This is a genomic window from Mesorhizobium sp. M1143 (genome assembly GCF_040318435.1).
Lineage (GTDB): Bacteria > Pseudomonadota > Alphaproteobacteria > Rhizobiales > Rhizobiaceae > Mesorhizobium.
Window position 1 is genome coordinate 1 of sequence record NZ_JAMYMJ010000156.1, and the last position, 2,209, is coordinate 2,209.

Here is a 2,209-nt window from a genome sequence, read left to right on the forward strand (position 1 = left end):
CCGGTGCAATCGGGCCTCGACGGCGAGACCGACAGCGAGGTTGTGGCGCGGCTTGCCGGCTTGCCCTCAGAGCGCGTGCTGCCGGAAGCCTACCGCTTGCGGAGCCCGCTGTCGCCGCATCGTTCGGCCGAGATCGACGGCGTGGCGATCAAGGCTGCCGATCTTGCTTTTCCCGTCCTACCGACGCCGCTCGTCATCGAAGGCTCCGGCGGCCTAATGGTGCCGCTCAACCGGCGCACAAGGTTAATCGACATCTTCGCTGAATGGCGGCTGCCCGTTATTCTGTGCGCCCGCACCACACTCGGCACCATCAACCACACCTTGCTATCGGTCGAGGCGCTCCGCGCCCGCTCCATCCCGTTGGCGGGCATCGCTTTCATCGGCGATGAGATGGCCGATACGCAACGGACCATCGTGGAATTCAGCGGTGCCCCGCAGCTCGGCAGGCTGCCGCACCTCGATGTGCTGACGGGCAAAACACTGAGGGACGCAATGGTTGCCGGCTTCGCCTTCGCCTCGATTACTGGAGGTGACTGATGTCGCAGTCTCATGTGTGGCATCCCTTCACCCAGCACGCACTCGAGCCTGCGATCCCAGAAATCGTCCTGACTGAGGGCGCCTATCTCCACAGGGCCGACGGCGCCCGCATCCTGGACGCCATCTCCTCCTGGTGGGTCGTCACACATGGCCACCGCCATCCCCGCATCATGAAGGCAATCGAGACAACCGCGTCGAGCCTCGACCAGATTATCTTTGCGGGCTTCACGCACGAGCCGGCAGAGCGCTTGGCCAAGGCGCTTGTCGGCCTCGCTCCCGCTGGACTCGACTGGGTGTTCTATTCCGACAGTGGCTCGACCTCAGTCGAAGTCGCGCTGAAGATGGCGCTCGGTTATTTCCGCAACATCGGCGCGCCGCGCTCGCGCATCGTCGTCATGGAGCACAGCTATCATGGTGACACGATTGGAACGATGAGCGTCGGTGCGCGTGGCGTGTTCAACGCCGCCTATGAACCCTTGCTGTTCGAGGTCGACATCATCCCCTTTCCGGCCGCGGGGCACGAGCAGGAGACGCTGGATCGTTTCGAGGCTGTGACCCGCGATCGACGAGCCGCAGCCTTGATCGTCGAGCCGCTGGTGCTGGGCGCCGGCGGCATGCTGATGTATCCAGCATCGGTTCTGGCCGAATTGAAGAAGATCACTGAGGCCTCCGGCTCGCTGCTGATCGCCGACGAGGTGATGACCGGCTGGGGACGCACCGGAACCATGTTCGCCTGCGAGCAGGCATCGATTTCTCCAGATATCCTGTGCACCTCCAAAGGCTTGACCGGCGGCACCATCCCGCTGGCCGTAACGCTTGTCACCGATGCCATCTTCCGGGCGCACTATTCCGAGGACCGGAAGAAGACGTTTTTCCATTCGAGCTCCTACACCGCCAATCCGATTGCCTGTGCGGCAGCACTCGCCAATGTCGAGATCTGGCGCGACGAGCCAGTGGCCGGGCGGATCACGGCCTTGAGCGTGATGCAGGCCGTCGGGCTGCAACGCTTTCGGGACAATCCATATTTTGCCGACTGTCGAGCCACGGGAACGATCGCGGCGCTCGACCTGCGAACCGGTTCAGCAGGTTATCTCGCCGAGATTGGTCCGAAGCTGCGCGCTTTCTTCCTCGAGCGCGGCCTACTTGTGCGCCCGCTCGGCAATGTCCTCTACCTTCTGCCACCCTATTGCATCGCAGGCGACGAGCTCGAACGACTCTATGACGCCATCGAGGAGGCCGGGGAACGCTTCGGGTCAAGGCCATGAGCAAGTCGTCGCGCATTCTCGGACTTGGCCATCACGTGCCTGGGCGCAAGGTGGCCAATGCCGAGATCGAGAGCAATCTCGGCCTCGAGCCGGGCTGGATCGAAAGGCGTACCGGAATCCGTTCGCGCTTCTGGGCAACGGACGAAGACACGCTGTCGGGTCTTGCCACCCGGGCTGGCGACATGGCGCTGGTGAACGCCGGTATTGCGCGCCACGACATCGGTCTGCTGTTGCTTGCCACCTCGACGCCCAACCATCTTCTGCCGCCAAGCGCGCCGCTGGTCGCACACAAGCTTGGCCTTGGCCGCCCAGGCCCGGTGGATCTTAACCGCCCCAGCCCCGGCATAATAAAATACCTCAAGTTATGTCTGATATAAACCAATAACACAACACACCAAAATAAGCGG

General features: G+C 62.7%; 2 protein-coding genes and 1 pseudogene. All 3 read left to right on the forward strand.

From position 1 onward, the window contains the following. The coding region (gene bioD / locus NKH35_RS31515) for an ATP-dependent dethiobiotin synthetase BioD (RefSeq protein ID WP_352917554.1) at positions 1-537 on the forward strand (537 nt) is incomplete at its 5' end. Then, positions 537-1,802 carry an adenosylmethionine--8-amino-7-oxononanoate transaminase gene (locus tag NKH35_RS31520; RefSeq protein ID WP_023673641.1) on the forward strand — a complete coding sequence of 422 codons (1,266 nt, stop codon included), beginning with the start codon at positions 537-539 and terminating at the stop codon, positions 1,800-1,802. The genes bioD and NKH35_RS31520, both read left to right, overlap by 1 nt. Further along, positions 1,799-2,152 (forward strand): annotated as a pseudogene (bioZ, locus tag NKH35_RS31525) (3-oxopimeloyl-[acyl-carrier-protein] synthase BioZ); the annotation flags it as partial. The gene NKH35_RS31520 and the pseudogene bioZ, both read left to right, overlap by 4 nt. Between the last annotated feature and the right edge of the window lie 57 nt (positions 2,153-2,209).

Excerpts from the sequence above, each read along its gene's own strand:
- NKH35_RS31520 (WP_023673641.1), top strand. The coding sequence starts at position 537 with ATGTCGCAGTCTCATGTGTGGCATCCCTTCACCCAGCACGCACTCGAG.